This is a genomic window from Pseudomonas sp. S150 (assembly GCF_004526365.1).
Classification (GTDB): domain Bacteria; phylum Pseudomonadota; class Gammaproteobacteria; order Pseudomonadales; family Pseudomonadaceae; genus Aquipseudomonas; species Aquipseudomonas putida_A.
Genome location: NZ_CP038207.1, coordinates 1,094,899 through 1,108,461, shown reverse-complemented (window position 1 = coordinate 1,108,461; position 13,563 = coordinate 1,094,899). Strand labels below are relative to the sequence as shown.

At 61.1% G+C, this 13,563-nt stretch carries 12 protein-coding genes; 6 read left to right on the top strand and 6 right to left on the bottom strand.

The annotated features are described in order from the left end of the window. Window positions 1–903, bottom strand: coding sequence for a LysR family transcriptional regulator (locus tag E3Z29_RS05100; protein ID WP_095138092.1), 903 nt, complete (start codon window positions 901–903; stop codon window positions 1–3). Between the two features lie 102 nt (window positions 904–1,005). Between E3Z29_RS05100 and E3Z29_RS05095 the strand changes: the two genes are divergently transcribed. From E3Z29_RS05095 to E3Z29_RS05080, 4 genes are all read left to right on the top strand, one after another. Beyond that, window positions 1,006–1,338 (top strand): multidrug efflux SMR transporter, encoded by a 333-nt coding sequence (locus tag E3Z29_RS05095; RefSeq protein ID WP_003221050.1) that lies wholly within the window; start codon window positions 1,006–1,008, stop codon window positions 1,336–1,338. Window positions 1,339–1,542: 204 nt separating this feature from the next. Then, window positions 1,543–2,718, top strand: coding sequence for an FAD-binding oxidoreductase (locus E3Z29_RS05090; RefSeq protein ID WP_134785288.1), 1,176 nt, complete (start codon window positions 1,543–1,545; stop codon window positions 2,716–2,718). Beyond that, the gene (locus E3Z29_RS05085) at window positions 2,715–3,527 is read left to right on the top strand and encodes an aldo/keto reductase (protein ID WP_134785287.1); all 813 of its coding nucleotides are present in this window, start codon (window positions 2,715–2,717) and stop codon (window positions 3,525–3,527) included. Before E3Z29_RS05090 ends, E3Z29_RS05085 begins: the two co-directional genes overlap by 4 nt. Window positions 3,528–3,558: 31 nt before the next feature. After that, window positions 3,559–4,527 (top strand): hypothetical protein, encoded by a 969-nt coding sequence (locus tag E3Z29_RS05080; protein WP_027611383.1) that lies wholly within the window; start codon window positions 3,559–3,561, stop codon window positions 4,525–4,527. 90 nt (window positions 4,528–4,617) lie between these two features. Here the strand turns inward: E3Z29_RS05080 and hldE are convergent, their stop codons facing one another. The 4 genes from hldE to msbA form a co-directional block, all read right to left on the bottom strand. After that, window positions 4,618–6,039: a bifunctional D-glycero-beta-D-manno-heptose-7-phosphate kinase/D-glycero-beta-D-manno-heptose 1-phosphate adenylyltransferase HldE gene (gene hldE / locus E3Z29_RS05075; RefSeq protein WP_003221042.1), complete on the bottom strand. Its 1,422-nt coding sequence runs from the start codon at window positions 6,037–6,039 to the stop codon at window positions 4,618–4,620. 102 nt (window positions 6,040–6,141) lie between these two features. Beyond that, window positions 6,142–6,753, bottom strand: coding sequence for an adenylyl-sulfate kinase (gene cysC, locus E3Z29_RS05065; protein WP_134785286.1), 612 nt, complete (start codon window positions 6,751–6,753; stop codon window positions 6,142–6,144). Next, window positions 6,746–7,450, bottom strand: a complete 705-nt coding sequence (locus E3Z29_RS05060; protein ID WP_096794740.1) for a sulfotransferase family 2 domain-containing protein — start codon at window positions 7,448–7,450, stop codon at window positions 6,746–6,748. Before E3Z29_RS05060 ends, cysC begins: the two co-directional genes overlap by 8 nt. 171 nt (window positions 7,451–7,621) lie before the next feature. Beyond that, window positions 7,622–9,424 carry a lipid A export permease/ATP-binding protein MsbA gene (gene msbA, locus E3Z29_RS05055; RefSeq protein WP_027611379.1) on the bottom strand — a complete coding sequence of 601 codons (1,803 nt, stop codon included), beginning with the start codon at window positions 9,422–9,424 and terminating at the stop codon, window positions 7,622–7,624. A 153-nt stretch (window positions 9,425–9,577) separates the two neighbouring features. Here msbA and E3Z29_RS05050 point away from each other — a divergent pair, with 153 nt between their 5' ends. Further along, a complete protein-coding gene (locus E3Z29_RS05050; protein WP_134785285.1) occupies window positions 9,578–11,440 on the top strand; it encodes a bifunctional O-antigen ligase/aminoglycoside phosphotransferase family protein in 1,863 nt (620 codons plus the stop codon). Next, complete coding sequence (locus E3Z29_RS05045; RefSeq protein WP_134785284.1) at window positions 11,440–12,657, top strand: acyltransferase; 1,218 nt, start codon at window positions 11,440–11,442, stop codon at window positions 12,655–12,657. The genes E3Z29_RS05050 and E3Z29_RS05045 overlap by 1 nt, the downstream gene beginning before the upstream one ends. An 18-nt stretch (window positions 12,658–12,675) precedes the next feature. Here the strand turns inward: E3Z29_RS05045 and E3Z29_RS05040 are convergent, their stop codons facing one another. Continuing rightward, window positions 12,676–13,560 (bottom strand): glycosyltransferase, encoded by an 885-nt coding sequence (locus E3Z29_RS05040; protein WP_027611376.1) that lies wholly within the window; start codon window positions 13,558–13,560, stop codon window positions 12,676–12,678. Window positions 13,561–13,563: the final 3 nt, after the last annotated feature.

The window sequence follows — 13,563 nt, the reverse complement described above, 5'->3', positions numbered from 1 at the left end:
TTATCGACTTTTGTCGCCAATCGCCCGCAAGTGCACGGCAAAACGTTCAGCCAGCCAGCGCGCAGCCGGGCCGAGGGGTTCATCCCGGCGCCAGACCAGCTCCACCACCAGCGCCGGCGGGGTCCATTCGCTGTCCAGTTCAACCATCAGGCCCTGATAAGCCGAATACTGCACCACATGCCGGGGCAGCCAGGCCCAGCCCAGATCCCGCACCAGCCATTCGGCCATCACGTAGAAACTGTCAGCGCGCCACACCTGCGGACTGGCCGGTTCGTTGCCGGGGTAGACGCTGGTTTGCGTCGACATCAGCAATTGCCGATGCTGTGCCAGTTGCTGGCAGGTGACATAGGACTGCGTCGCCAGCGGATGATTGATCCCGCAGACGGTGACCATTTCCACCCGGCCCAATACCCGACGCTCCAGCGCTTCGGGAATTTCGTCGTGATAGAACAGCAAGCCCAGATCGGCGCGACGCTCGACCAGTTTGCGTGCGACTTCACCCTGGGCGGCGCTGGTCAGTTGCACTTCGAGGCTGGGAAATTGCTCGGCCAGCGCATCGAAGCTTTCCACCAGTGCCTGATAAGGCATGGCTTCATCCTGAGCCACCCGAAGCTGCGCTTCCTGGCCGCGCATCATCGCCATCGCCCGACCGTTCAGCCGCGCGCATTGGCGCAACACTTCCCGGGCTTCTTCGAGCAAGGCTTCGCCCGCTTCGGTGAGCCTGGGTGAGCGACCACTGCTACGCTCGAACAGGCTGACGCCCAAATCGTCCTCCAGCATGGCAATCGCACTGCTGATCGCCGACTGCGCCTTGCGCTGCTGGCGCGCCACGGCAGAAAACGAGCGTTGTTCGGCGACGCTGACGAAAGCGCGCAGTTGTTCCAGATTCCACAGGGTATTCATGCTGCAACCCATCTTCAAAACAGATAGGTAATGACTTTACCCCATCTGGCGAGCGACTAGAATGCCGCCTCAGCAAGCAACGTTTTACATGAGGATCTACACATGAACGCCTACGCCTTCCTGGCTATTGCCATCTGCGCCGAAGTGATCGCCACCGTTTCGATGAAAGCAGTCAAAGGCCTGAGCACCCCGCTGCCGCTGATTCTGGTGATCGTCGGCTACGGGATCGCGTTCTGGATGCTGACGCTGGTGGTGCGCACTGTGCCGGTGGGAGTCGCCTACGCCGTGTGGGCGGGCATGGGCATCGTCATGGTCAGCGTCGCAGCGCTGTTCATTTATGGGCAGAAGCTGGACGTGCCGGCGATGCTCGGAATGGCGCTGATCGTGCTCGGCGTGGTGGTCATCCAGCTGTTCTCCAAGACTGCCGGGCACTGATTTGCAGTAACGCAAATCCCCTGTGGGAGCGGGCTTGCTCGCGAAGGCGGTGTGGCAACAACATTTCTGTTAACTGACACACCGCATTCGCGAGCAAGCCCGCTCCCACATTTGGTTTTGCATCTGCCCTGTTGATCATCGACAAATCCCGCTCTTTCCCGAGTCTGTATACTGCGCCCTCGTCTTGAACACTGAGGTCGTTGCATGCCATCCGTTATTTCCACCGACGTTCTGATTGTCGGCGCTGGTGTCGCCGGCCTCTGGCTGAACGCGCGTCTGCGCCGTCAGGGTTTTTCGACCGTGCTGGTGGAAAGTGCCAGCCTCGGTGGCGGGCAGAGTGTGAAGTCCCAGGGCATCATTCACGGCGGCGCCAAATATGCGTTGCACGGTGCGCTGACCGGCGCCTCGGAAGCCATCGCCGACATGCCGCGCCGCTGGCGTGAAGCGCTGGCCGGCAACGGCGAGCTGGACCTGTCCGGCGTGCGCCTGTTGTCCGAAGCGCATTACCTGTGGTCGCCCGGCACCCTCGCCGGCAACCTCACCAGTTTCTTCGCCAGCAAAGCCGTGCGTGGCCGGGTCGATCAGGTCAAGGGCGATCAACTGCCGCCGGCCCTGCAAGACAAGCGCTTCAAGGGCAAGGTCTATCGCCTCGCCGAACTGGTGGTTGACGTGCCGAGCCTGATCCAGCGCCTGGCCGATCTGGCCGGTGACGGTCTACTCGCCGGGCAAACCATCGAGCCGCTGCTGGAAGCCGGTGTGCTGGTCGGCCTGAAAGTCGACGGTCGTGAAATCCACGCCCAGCGCATCGTCCTCAGTGCCGGCGCCGGCACTGCCCGATTGCTGGAAGACCTGGGCCTGACTCAACCGGCAATGCAACGCCGGCCGCTGCACATGATCATCGCCAAAGGCCCAAGCCTGAAGCCGCTGTACGCTCACTGCCTGGGCGGCGGCACCAAGCCGCGCATCACCGTCACCACCCACCCGGCCGCTGACGGCAACTGGGTCTGGTACCTGGGCGGCGACATTGCCGAAAGCGATGGCGTGGCCCGCGAACCTGCCGAGCAGATCGCCACCGCGCAGAAAGAGCTCGGCCAGTTGCTGCCATGGATCGATCTGAGCCAGGTGCAATGGGCGACCTTGCGCGTCGACCGCGCCGAGCCCCTGCAAACCGGCCTGAGCCGGCCGGACAACGCCTTCCTCGCCGAGCAGGGTCGCCTGCTGGTGGGCTGGCCGACCAAACTCGCACTGGCGCCAGACTTTGCTGACCGGGTCATCGCCTCGCTGGAGCGCGACGGTATCCAGCCGCAACCGGCCGAGCCATTACCGGCACTGCCAAAACCACCTATGGGCGTACCAGCCTGGGAGCAACTGTTGCCATGAGCGTAGCGACCCTGCACGAACTGCATCGCCCCTTGGGCAGCACCGGCCTGATGGTTTCACCGCTGGGCCTGGGCACGGTCAAACTCGGCCGCGACCAGGGGGTGAAATACCCCAACGGTTTCCAGATCCCCGACGATGACGCGGCACGCATGCTGCTCAAGCAGGCCAAAGGGTTGGGCATCAACCTGATCGACACCGCCCCGGCCTACGGTCGCAGCGAAGAACGCCTCGGCCCGTTGTTGCGCGGCCAGCGGCAGGACTGGGTAATCGTCAGCAAGGTCGGTGAAGAGTTTGCCGACGGCCTGTCGCGCCATGACTTCAGTGCGGCGCACACGCGGATGTCGGTGGAGCGCAGCCTGCAACGTCTTGAAACCGATTTTATCGACCTGGTGCTGGTGCACTCCGACGGCAACGACATGGCCATCCTCGAACACGAAGAGGTCTACGCCACCCTCGCTGCACTCAAGGCCGAGGGCAAGATTCGCGGTTTCGGCTTCTCCGGCAAAACGGTCGAGGGCGGACTCAAGGCGCTGGAGCAAGGGGACTGCGCGATGGTCACCTACAATCTGAACGAACAGAACGAGAAGGCAGTCATTGACTATGCTGCTGCCCACGGCAAAGCCATTCTGGTGAAAAAAGCCCTGGCCAGCGGCCATGTATGCCTGAGTCCGGGCGTGGATCCGGTGCGCGCCAGCTTCGAGTTGTTGTTCCAGCAGCCCGGCGTGGCCAGTGCTATTGTCGGGACGATCAATCCGCTGCACCTCGCCCATAACGTTGCGACCGTTGCCCAGGTCCTTCGTGGTCACTGACGCCGCCCCGCGGCCTTAAGCAGGAGCCGACATGCCGCGCACGCTCATCAGAAAGAACCCGAGCAACTTCAAGACGCTGCCGCTGTTCGTCGAGGCCACGCCCGAAGGCCTGACGTATCAGAGCGTCGGCATGCCGCTGAATTTCGCCCAGACCCTGCAGCGGCGCAAACCGGTGAGCGTGGCGGATGCCGAGCGCTTTGCGGTGGAACTGGCCAACCTCGGGGTCTCGGTGCGCCTGACCCTGCACTGGCAGAATCGCGATTACTGGGTGCTGGTGCGCCAGCGTCGGCAGGATCGTGGGGACGTCGTGCTCAAGCTGATTTCCGGTTACGTGCCTGCTCAAGAACTGAACATCCCGCTGCACACGGCGATTCAGGAAATTGCCGAAGAGTGCCTGCTGGAAACCCCGGAAGGCTGGCTCGGCGGGCGCTTCAACGACACCTGGCTACCGGCGCCCTACGCCTCCGCCCTGCATTATCGCGAGGCCCTGCCGTTTCGCCTGACGCCGCAGTCCGGTTCGGCGCGACCGGTGCGCTGCGCCAACCTGCAATTGCTCGAACGACCACGGGCCTACGTGCATCTGCCGACAGCATCGCTGCAACTGATCTACGACTTGCGCCTGGACGTGCCCAAGGAAGCCAAATCCCTGAGTCTGTTTCACGTCGATGAACGCCTGGAAGGTGATCAACTGGTGGCGCGACTGGACCGCAAGCGCCCGGATTTGTACCTGATGCCGTTGCAGGACGGCGAACCGCTGGCCGAGCTGTATACCTTGAAGAAAGGTCAGCTGTCTCCGGCGGGCACGCGCGGTCTGTATCTGGCCGAAAGCTTTGCCAGACAGGATGGCTGGCTGGTGCGTGACGAGCGGATTCGCTGGAAGGACTGGTTACGCCAACAAGGCCTGACCCCGCCGGAGAAACCCACGGGGCTGGCGCGGTTGCGCGGCAAGGCCAGGCAATTGCTGAAGAAGATCGTACCGCGCAAGAAAGTCAGTTCCTGAAAAGCAAAAGATCGCCGCCTGCGGCAGCTCCTACAGGGAAACGCATTCCAATGTAGGAGCTGTCGCAGGCGGCGATCTTTTTAGCTTGAATCAGTTACCGCGGATTTTTTCCACGATCGCCGTGGTCGAGCTGTTTTCCACCAGACCCAGCACTTTCACCGTGCCGCCGTAAGCCTTGACGATATCAGCACCAACAACCTGGTCGATACCGTAATCACCGCCCTTGACCAGCACATCCGGCTTGACCTCGCGCAGCAGGTTTTCCGGGGTGCCTTCGGGGAAGCTGATCACCCAGTCCACCGCACCGAGGCCGGCGAGTACCGCCATGCGTCGGTCGACACTGTTGATCGGACGTCCCGGCCCCTTCAGGCGGCTGACGGAGGCGTCATCATTGATCGCCACGATCAGACGGTCGCCCTGGGCGCGCGCCTGCTCGAGGTAGGTCACGTGCCCGGCATGCAGAATGTCGAAGCAGCCGTTGGTGAAAACGATGCGCTCGTTATGCGCACGGGCATCGGCCACCGCCAGCACCAGTTGCTCCAGACCCAGCACACCACGCTCCGAACCTTCTTCACGCTGGATCGCGCGGCGCAGTTCCGGAGCGCTGATTGCTGCAGTACCGAGCTTGCCGACCACGATGCCCGCCGCCAGATTGGCCAGCGCCACCGCGTGCGGCAGTTCTTCACCGGCAGCGATCGCCGCCGCCAGCGTGGAAATCACCGTGTCGCCGGCACCGGTCACGTCGAACACTTCACGGGCACGGGCCGGCAAGTGCAGCGCCGGATGCTCCGGACGCAGCAGGGTCATGCCGTGTTCACCACGGGTGACCAGCAGCGCGCCGAGCTCGAGATCGTGCATCAGGGTCGCGCCCTTGCTCACCAGCTCGTGCTCATCGGCGCAACCGCCGACGATGGCCTCGAATTCGCTGAGGTTCGGCGTGATCAGACTGGCGCCACGGTAGATCGAAAAATCCTTGCCCTTGGGATCGGCCAGCACCGGAATGCCTTTGGCACGGGCCGCCTGAATCAGGGCTTGATGGTTCTTCAGCGCGCCTTTGCCGTAGTCCGACAGCACCAGCACCTTGATGCCTTCGAGCAGATCATCGACCTGCGAGGCCAGGGCCAGCGCATCGGTGGCAAACGGTTCTTCAAAGTCGATACGCAGCAACTGCTGGTGCCGGCTCATGACCCGCAGTTTGACGATGGTCGGCTGGTGCGCGATGCGCTGGAACAGCGCGCGCACGCCCGCGCCCTTGAGACTGTTGCTCAGGCTGTCGGCGGCTTCGTCGTCGCCGGTCACACCGACCAGTGACGCCGGCGCGCCCAGCGCGGCAATGTTCAAGGCAACGTTGGCAGCACCGCCCGGGCGGTCTTCGATTTGCTCGACTTTTACGACCGGTACCGGTGCCTCAGGGGAAATCCGTGAGGTTCCACCATGCCAGTAACGGTCGAGCATGACATCGCCGACCACCAAGACTGGGGCTTGATCGAATCGCGGCATGGACAACTTCATGGAGCAACCCACATACAAAATGAACAGGGGCGCGATATTAACACAGGGTTGGCGCAGGCTTGCGTGCAGCCTGCAACAGGATGAAACAGTCCGTTACTTTGCTCATTTTTTGAGCACCAGTGCCGCCAGTTGTCCACAGGCTTCGGACAATTCCAGCGCCTCGGTGTCGATTTGCCACTCGGCTGCCAATGGCGCTTCGTAAGGACTGTCCACGCCCGTAAAGTGCTTGATCCGACCTTCCCGTACGGCCTGATACAAACCTTTCGGATCGCGACGGGCGCAGACTTCCAACGAAGTGCTGACGTGCACTTCAATGAATTCATCCTGGGCAAACAGCCTGCGCGCGGCGTCGCGTTCGGCGCGGAACGGCGAAATGGCCGCAACGATCACAATCAGCCCGGCGTCGACCATCAACCGCGCCACCTCGGCCATACGCCGGATGTTTTCCCGGCGGCAGAGATCGCTCATGCCCAGGTCGCGGCACAGGCCATTGCGCACATTGTCGCCATCGAGCAAAAACGTGTGCAGACCCGACGCATGCAGGTGCAGTTCGAGGGCATTGGCCAGGGTTGACTTGCCGGCGCCGGAAAATCCGGTCAACCACAGGCAGCGTGGGTGTTGTGCCTTGAGCGCTGCCCGGGCCTGGTGCGAGAGCGCCAGACCGTAAGGCCGAATGGCGAGCTTCTGTAGCGGCAGTGACAGGGACTCATTCATACCCGAGCAACTCGTAATCACGCTGATAAACCCGACGTACCAGACGCCGGGTGCGCACCGAACAGAACTCGCGCGCCGGCATCGATTGCCGTTCCCGCGAGCCGTTGACGTGAGGCAACTCGCCAGTCAGCCCCAACTGTTCGCAAACCAGACGAAAATCCCGCGTCAGGTGTTCCTGATAACCGATGAAGTCCAGCGCCAGATGCCCCAGCGAGTCCGTCAGAAAGTCGGTCTGCGCGGCAAAGTGCAATTGCCGGGCAATCGTTTCCGGATGCAGCCAGCGCGCGACAAAATCGTCGAAATCCCGGTACTGCCGCACCAGCCGTTGCGCCATATGGTCACGCGCGCTCAACTCGTTGCCACGCAAAAAGGCGTAGGCCGAATAGGCACGTTCCAGCGGGTCGCGAACAAAAGCGAACTTGAAGGCGTTGGCGAACTGCTCGGGAAACTGCTCTTCATACCAATACAGCGGCAAGTGCCCGGGTCGCCAGCCGTCGAACAGCGCCGTGCAAACGCTGCTGCCGGCGCATTTCGGAACATGGATAAACAGGCAGGAGCGCTGCTGGAAGGCCTGAGGAAACGTCAGGTTGGCCGACATCGACTTGTTCACCACCTGCCGATCGACCACCGACAGGCGCCCGAGCAGAAAAGCCCGCTGTGGCTTGGGCAGCAGTTTCCAGAGATAGCGTTGCAGCATGAAAGCACCCGCGCGACGGGGATGGCCCCCTCGATGGAAGTCAGAGTTCGTTGAGGAACCTTAACAAGCGCGGTGCCCGGTTTTATTCCGGTTTGGTCAAGAAGGGTAAAGGTCTGGATACAAACGACTGTGGGAGCGAGCAGGCTCGCTCCCACAGGGCAGGGCCTGGAGTCAGGCGATATCTTCGGCCGGGGCATCGAGGCCCATGGCGTTGAGGCGCGCGTAGTAACCATTTTGCGCCAGCAACTGGTCGTGGGTGCCGCGCTCGACGATGCGCCCCTGATCCATGACCAGAATCAGGTCGGCCTTCTCGATGGTCGACAGACGGTGAGCGATCACCAGCGTGGTACGCCCCTTCATCACCTGATCCAGTGCCGCCTGAATGTGCCGTTCGGACTCGGTGTCGAGTGCCGAGGTGGCCTCGTCGAGAATCAGCAGCGGTGCATTCTTCAGCAACGCACGGGCAATCGCCAGACGCTGGCGCTGGCCACCGGAAAGCAAGACGCCGTTCTCGCCGACCTGAGTGTCCAGGCCTTGCGGCAACTGCGAAATGAAGTCCATCGCGTAGGCATCACGCGCGGCTTTTTCAATGTCTTCACGCGGCGCACCGGCCAGATCGCCATAAGCGATGTTGTTGGCCACGGTGTCACTGAACAAAGTGACGTGCTGAGTCACCTGAGCGATGTGACGACGCAGGTTGAGCAGTTTGTACTGTTCGACTTCCACATCGTCGATGAGGATTTCGCCCTTGTCGTGGTGATAGAAACGCGGAATCAGGTTGGCCAGCGTCGACTTGCCGCTGCCCGAACGCCCGACCAGTGCGACCATCTGCCCCGGCTGGACCGAGAAACTGATGTCGTCCAGCACCTGGCGTTCGGTGCCAGGGTAGGTGAAGCTGAGGTTGCGCACGTCCAGACGGCCACTCACCGCATCGCGCTCGACGGTGCCGGTATCGACTTCCGGCTCGACATCCAGCTGCTCGAAAATGCTCTCGGCACCGGCCACGCCTTTCTGAATGGTCGAGCTGACTTCGGACAATTGACGGATCGGCTTGGGCAGCAGGCCCGCCAGCGTGATGTAGGCGACCATGTCACCGGCCGAGGCGTCACCGCGCAGGTACAGCACCAGGAACATCAGCACGGCCATGGCGGTGTAGATCACCAGTTGCAGCATCGGCGTATAGATCGCACCCGTGCGAGTCATGCGCAGTTGCTTGTCGGTGTTGCCCTGGCTGGCATCGAGGAAGCGCTTTTCTTCATAGGCCTCGCCGCCGAAGCTGCGAACCACGCGATAACCCTGGATGGTTTCCGAGGCCACATGCGTGACATCGCCCATCGCCAGCTGGATCTTCTTGCTCTGCTTGCGGAATTTTTTGCTGGCGGTGCGCACCATTACGGCGATCAGCGGCAGGATCGCCACCATCACCAGGGTCAGCTTCCAGTTCATGAACAACAGCGAGGCAAACAGGAAGATCACCGTCATGCCTTCACGGATTACGACCTTGATCGCATCTGTTGCCGCCCCCGTGACCATCGTCACGTTGAAGGTGATACGCGAAATCAGATGACCGGAGTTATGCTTGTCGAAATAGCGGTTAGGCAGCACCAACAGGTTGTTGAACAACTGCACACGCAAGTCATGCACCAGCCCGAGAGAAACCTTGGCCAGGAAATAGTTGCCCAGATAGGAGCCCAGTCCCTGCCACGCGGCGATCAGGATGATCAACAGCGGCACGGCCTGCAGCAGCTGCAGGTCACGCAGATAGGGCACGGAGGGAAACAGCACCGCTTCAGGGTTGGACAGGCCATCGACAAAGTACTTGAGGATGTAGCCAAGCATCGGTTGCGTCGAGGCGAAAATCAGAAAGCCGACGATGCTGATCAGGAACAGACTGATGTACGGCCGGACATAGCCGAGCAGGCGGAAGTAGATTTTCAAGCTCGATGGGCTTGCGGCGGGACTGGAATCGGTCATATCACGCGAAAGTCGATAAAAAGGACGCTGACTTTAGCACAGCTTCTTCAGGGTTCTGGCAATCGGCGAAAGGCTGTTATTGTTATGCACCTCTTCTGCATCAAATAGCCATCACTCGAATGGTCGATCAACCTCAGGAATGAATCTCACAGCATGCAACTTCGCGGCTTCAGCAGTACGTCCAATCGGATTTTCGATTTCATTAGCCTGTGGATTCTTCCCACCGGTTTTTTCCTGCTCCTGTGCGCGCTGTTCTTCTTGCCGGGTCGAAGTCTGCATCACAAGTTGTTCTATGGCCTGTTCAGCATTCCGACACTGATCGCGCTGTGCCTGCGCCCGCGCGAACTCAAGGAGCTGCTGCGCGAGCCGATTTTCATCGCGACCCTGCTGTTCGCCGCCTGGGCGTTGCTCAGCCTCGCCTGGGGGCCGGGCGGGGAGCCGCTCGGCGGAATGTTCAAGCCGCCACTGCATACCTTGCTGCTGTTTGCCGGCTGCTACCTGCTGGTGCGCTACCGCAGCGACATCCTGCAACCCTTGCTGTTCGGCGCCGCGTTGGTCGCGCTGATTGCCACGACCATTTTCCTGTTCATGTTCGCCCGGGTTTATGAGCCGGGCATGCGCCTGATCGGCGGTGGTGCCTTCGATAACCCGTTGCTCAGCTCGCACCTGTTCGGCTTCTTCAGCGCCTACTGGCTGAGCGTGACCATGACCTGCAAACGTCGCCAGATGATGTGGCTCAGCTTGCCGGCGATGGCAATCATGTTCATGGCCGTGATCGGCACCGGTTCCCGGACGCCGTTGGTGGCACTGACCATGGCGGCGCTGTGGCTGTGTTTCATCTGCTGGAACAAGCGCTCGGTGGGGTTACTGATCGCGCTGGTCCTGAGCGGCGTAGCAGTCATTACGCAGTTTTCGCAGATGATCACCGAACGTGGCGACTCCTATCGTCTGGAAATCTGGCAGAAGGTACTGCACATGATTGCCGATCATCCATGGATCGGTCATGGCTACAGCGCCAGCCTTGCCGTAGACCCCGGTAACGGCATCAGCTTTCAGGAGCCGCACAGCTTTATCCTGGGTGTGCTGTATTACGTCGGCATCATCGGCTTGCTGCCCTGGTTGTTCTTCCTGCTGTGGGGCCTGCTGAGCAGTTGGCGCCAGCGTGTGCAGCCACTGCTGATCATTGCCTCGACCTGGCTGGTATTCGGTATCGGCGCCGGGCTGACCGAAGGCGGCGGAATAATCTCGCGGCCCAAGGAGCACTGGTTCCTGTTGTGGATCCCGCTGGCACTGATCGCGGCGCTGAGCATCAATCAACGCGCGCGGCGCCTGTTGACCCAGCCGGTGCAAAAGCTTGCGACCGCTGACCTGGAGCACATGAGCAGCACGGCCCAGATCATTGAAGAAGATGGCCTCGGCCCGAAAGTCCTGCGCCTGACCGACGGCAGCTTCCTCAAGCTGTTCCGCCGTCGCCGCTGGTACACCTCCGGCAGTTTCAATCCCTACTCCGAACGTTTCGCGGTCAACAGCGAACAACTGCGTAAGATGGGCATCCCGACCCCGCAAATATTGAATCTGTACCGTCTCGACGATGGCAGCAGCGCTGTGCAATACGCGCCGTTGCCGGGGCACACGCTGCGTCAGGTGCTGCAGAGCATTACCGCTCCTGCGGTGCGCCAGGCGCTGGTGGAGCGCTTTGGCAAATTCATGGCGCAACTGCACGAGAAAGGCGTTTATTTCCGCTCGCTGCACCTGGGCAACGTACTGGTACTGGAAGACGGCGAGTTCGGCTTGATCGATCTGGCCGACCTGCGCATCTACCCTACCCCGCTCAGTCTTTCCCTGCGCCAACGCAATTTGCGTCATATGCAACGTTACACTGTCGACAAACGCTGGCTGTTCGAGGATCACCTCGATGCGTTGCTTCAGGGATACGCCGTGACGGCGTCCAAATCCGCGGTTGAAAATCTGCACAGGCAAGTGCTGGCCGGCAACACCCCGGTCCGGGTTCATTGATGATCGAAACCAATCCGCTTATCGCGCTGGCAGCCTATCTGCTGGCCATCGTCACTTCCGCCCTGCTGTTGCGTGCGGTGCCGAAAATCGCTCGGCACCTGCAGCATTCCGGCGAAAGTCGATATGCCAGCATCGACGGCCTGCGTGGCTATCTGGCGTTTGGTGTGTTCGTGCACCACTCGGTCATTACCTGGATCTTCTTGCGCACCGGGGTGATCGACTTTCCGCCGAGCAACTTCTATTCGATGCTCGGTCAGGGCAGCGTCGCGCTGTTCTTCATGATCACCGGTTTTCTGTTCTGGAGCCGCCTGCTCGCGCAGGGACGCAACCATGACTGGCTGGCGTTCGGCGTCTCGCGGGTATTTCGCCTGTATCCGCTTTATCTGCCACTGATGCTGCTGGTGTTCGTCTCGATCTTCCACTTGCAGGGCTGGCAAATGAAGGAGCCTGGCCTGGAGCTGTTCAAACAGATCCTTGCCTGGCTGACGTTCGACCGCCCGGACATCAACCAGTACCGCCACTCCGGCATGCTGATATCCAACGTCACCTGGACGCTGGCCTATGAGGTGTTTTTCTACATGGCGCTGCCATTGGCCGGGCTGGTGTTCATCTACCGCGGCAGCTGGTTGCAGGTGGTGCTGTGCCTGATCGGCATCTACACGCTGTACCAGGTCATCGGCTGGGAACATTCGCTGAAGAAACACTTTCTGGCGAGCTTCCTCGGTGGCATCGCCGCCGCCTACTGGATTCGCCGGCCGGCGCTCGTGGCGTGGAGCCAGTCGCGTCTGGCGAGCATCATCGCCGTGCTCGCGCTGTTGATCGCGTTCACCGCGTTCAGTCGGGCGTTCAAGACTGCACCGCTGTTTCTGCTGGGGTTGTTTTTCGTGATCGTGGCGTCCGGCAATAATCTGTTCGGCGCGCTGAAACCACGCAGCATTCGCTGGCTCGGCGAAATCAGCTACAGCACCTATCTGCTGCACGGGTTCGTTCTATGGCTGATGGTGCAACGGCTGCCGCTGCTGCTGAATATCGATGCGCGGGAAACGGCGGTGTACCTGCCCCTGGTGGCCGTCTGCACCTGCTTGCTGATTCTGATCAGCAGCGCGACGTTCCTCTATATCGAGCAGCCGGGCATGGCTGCCGGCAAGAAGGTTGTGCATTGGCTGCGCCAGCGTCAGAAGGGCGAAAAGCGCCTGCCGGAGAAGGTCGCCCGCTGAGCGCGAGCGACCGCTGCCTCAGTCCTTTTCCAGCGGGGAAAAGAGTAAACGCCCCAGTCCGCGCCAGGTCTTCTTGTTCCAGGCCTTGAACGGGATCTGCGCCAGCAGCTCCCTTGCCAGTTTGCGATTGCGGTTGGCGGTCTTGAGGAACATCGAGTTCAGCGCCTTGAAGCGCACTTCGTCGTACAGCGGATGATCGCTGAACAGCGCATAGGTGCGCAGGATGTTCTCGATCATGAAGCGATGATTCTTGTACGAGTTGGTGGCGTGCTTGCGGTAGCGCGCCATCACCACGTTCAAACCGTCGATGAAGTAGCCAGCACGGGTCACCTTGAGCTCGATGTACAGGTCTTCAAGACGAATCGTCGGATCGAACCCTCCCACCTTTTCCAGCGCCTCACGACGGATCATCAACGTCGGTGCTGGCGGATACGGCTTGCGTTCAAGAAACATGTCGTCGAAATCGAGGCGGCGAAACGGCACGTCGCGGCGCTGACGCTTCTCTGGATACAGGCTGCCGTCGGCGTGCATCAGCTCGATATTGCCGGCACAGATCCCGACTTCAGGCTTGCCGTCCATGTACGCCACCTGGGTGGCAATACGTTCGGGGTACATGATGTCATCGGAGCCGAACGGCACAATCAGGCTGCCCTTCGAGCGGGCGATCGCGCCGTTGAGGGTATTGGTCAGGCCCTGATTCTGCTGCACACGGAAATCGAAGCCGTACTGCGCCTGCAACGCGCTGATGCGCTCGACGCTGTCGTCCTTCGAACCGTCGTCGACCACCAGCAACTCGATGTTCTTGTAGCTCTGGTTGAGGACACTGAGGATGCTCTCCTCGATGTACGGGCCGTGGTTGTACGAGGCGATGATCACGGTGACGAGGGCGTTGGCTTCGCTCATGAC

What these genes read in the sequence shown, in the direction of transcription:
- E3Z29_RS05100 (WP_095138092.1), bottom strand. Translation starts at nt 903, where the DNA reads ATGAATACCCTGTGGAATCTGGAACAACTGCGCGCTTTCGTCAGCGTC.
- E3Z29_RS05095 (WP_003221050.1), top strand. Translation starts at nt 1,006, where the DNA reads ATGAACGCCTACGCCTTCCTGGCTATTGCCATCTGCGCCGAAGTGATC.
- E3Z29_RS05090 (WP_134785288.1), top strand. Translation starts at nt 1,543, where the DNA reads ATGCCATCCGTTATTTCCACCGACGTTCTGATTGTCGGCGCTGGTGTC.
- E3Z29_RS05085 (WP_134785287.1), top strand. Translation starts at nt 2,715, where the DNA reads ATGAGCGTAGCGACCCTGCACGAACTGCATCGCCCCTTGGGCAGCACC.
- E3Z29_RS05080 (WP_027611383.1), top strand. Translation starts at nt 3,559, where the DNA reads ATGCCGCGCACGCTCATCAGAAAGAACCCGAGCAACTTCAAGACGCTG.
- hldE (WP_003221042.1), bottom strand. Translation starts at nt 6,039, where the DNA reads ATGAAGTTGTCCATGCCGCGATTCGATCAAGCCCCAGTCTTGGTGGTC.
- cysC (WP_134785286.1), bottom strand. Translation starts at nt 6,753, where the DNA reads ATGAATGAGTCCCTGTCACTGCCGCTACAGAAGCTCGCCATTCGGCCT.
- E3Z29_RS05060 (WP_096794740.1), bottom strand. Translation starts at nt 7,450, where the DNA reads ATGCTGCAACGCTATCTCTGGAAACTGCTGCCCAAGCCACAGCGGGCT.
- msbA (WP_027611379.1), bottom strand. Translation starts at nt 9,424, where the DNA reads ATGACCGATTCCAGTCCCGCCGCAAGCCCATCGAGCTTGAAAATCTAC.
- E3Z29_RS05050 (WP_134785285.1), top strand. Translation starts at nt 9,578, where the DNA reads ATGCAACTTCGCGGCTTCAGCAGTACGTCCAATCGGATTTTCGATTTC.
- E3Z29_RS05045 (WP_134785284.1), top strand. Translation starts at nt 11,440, where the DNA reads ATGATCGAAACCAATCCGCTTATCGCGCTGGCAGCCTATCTGCTGGCC.
- E3Z29_RS05040 (WP_027611376.1), bottom strand. Translation starts at nt 13,560, where the DNA reads ATGAGCGAAGCCAACGCCCTCGTCACCGTGATCATCGCCTCGTACAAC.